General features: G+C 79.3%; 2 protein-coding genes. Both read right to left on the reverse strand.

Annotated elements, in window-relative coordinates; genetic code table 11:
- Nucleotides 1-931: ATP-binding protein (locus ACFQ11_RS37700; protein ID WP_378307742.1), on the reverse strand; the 931-nt coding region annotated here is incomplete at its 3' end.
- Nucleotides 928-1442: DUF5682 family protein (locus ACFQ11_RS37705; RefSeq protein ID WP_378307744.1), on the reverse strand; the 515-nt coding region annotated here is incomplete at its 5' end. The genes ACFQ11_RS37705 and ACFQ11_RS37700, both read right to left, overlap by 4 nt.

Consider the following 1442-nt stretch of genomic DNA (forward strand, 5'->3'; position numbering starts at 1 on the left):
CCCGGCGGCCGGCGCGCTGCGGGAGCACGTCCCCGGGATCGGCGGGCCCCCCGGGCGGGCCGGGCGGCGGCGGCGGGTCGTCCGGCGGCGCGCCGGCGCGCCCGGGGACGGGCGGGTCGGCGACCATGGCGCGGGGGACGAGGACGACCGCCTGCAGCCCGCCGTACGGGGATTCGCCGAGGCTGACCTTGAAGCCGTGCCGCCGCACGTAGCGGGCGATGACGGCGAAGCCGAGGCGCGGCACCTCGCCCATCTCGGCGAGGGTGACCTCGCGGGCGCCGTCCAGCAGCTCGCGGGCGCGGGCGAGGCGGGGCTCCTCGAGGCCGGCGCCGTGGTCGTCGATGCGGAACACGGCGCCCTGCGCGGCGGCGGTGACGCGCACGGTGACGGGCGCGGCGGTCGGCGAGGACTCGGTGGCGTTGGCGAGCAGTTCGGCGAGGACGTGGATGACGGCCTCGAGCACGACGGGGCCGACCGCGAGGTCGGGGTCGCCCTCGATCCGGACGCGCTGGAAGTCCTCGATGCGGGCGGCGGCGGACTGGACGACCTCGGCGAGCCGCATCGGGGCGTCCCACTGCTGGCCCTCCCACGTCCCGGCGGCGACGGCGAGGCCCTGGGCGAGACGGGCGGACTGCGCGGCGAGGTGGTCGATGGCCTGGCAGGCGAGGTAGACCTCGGCGTGGTCGCTGTGGCGTTCGGCGGTGACGGCGGCCTCGGCCTGGACGCGGTGCATGGCCGACTGGACGCGGCGGGCGAGCGCGACGGTCGCGAGCTGCTGGGACTCCAGCCGGCCGCGGGCGTCGGCGCGCAGCCCGGCGACGGCGTCGAGGGCGGCGTCGCGGGCGGCGGCGTCGCCGGCCGGGCAGCCGGTGGCGGGATCGGCGGGCGGGCCGAGGATCAGCCGCCAGCGTTCCAGGTCGGGGGTCGTCATGCCTTCGGTCCTTGCTCGGGGCGGCCCTGCTCAGTACGGCCCTGCTCAGTACGGCCCTGCTCGCGGCGGCCTTGTCCGGGGACGTCCGCGAGGCCCGCGGCGGCGAGGGCGCGGCCCACGCGTTCCTCCAGGTCACGGGCCTCGGCGACCAGCAGCGGATCGACCGCGGCGGGGCGCAGCAGGGCGCGTGCGGAGCCCCGCACGCCGCGGCTCTCCAGCAGGCCGTGCGCGATCGTCTCCCGCTCGCGGGGCGGGAAGAACGCGAACGCCTGCCGCAGCGCGGGCAGCGCGACGAGGAACTCGTGGTCGGTCAGCCCGGCGACCAGTTCGTCCAGCACGCCGAGGAGGCCGCCGCCGGTGTCCAGGACCTCCTGGCGGGCGAGCGCGAACAGCCCGGCGAGCCAGTCCCCGAACGTGCCGGGGGCGGCGGCGCCGCGGACGGCGCGGGCCGCGTCGGCGGTGTCGCCGAGGGCGCGGGGGGCGCCGAACGCGGCGCCGCGCAGGTCCTCGC

The organism is Actinomadura sediminis, from assembly GCF_042675525.1.
GTDB lineage: Bacteria > Actinomycetota > Actinomycetes > Streptosporangiales > Streptosporangiaceae > Spirillospora > Spirillospora sediminis.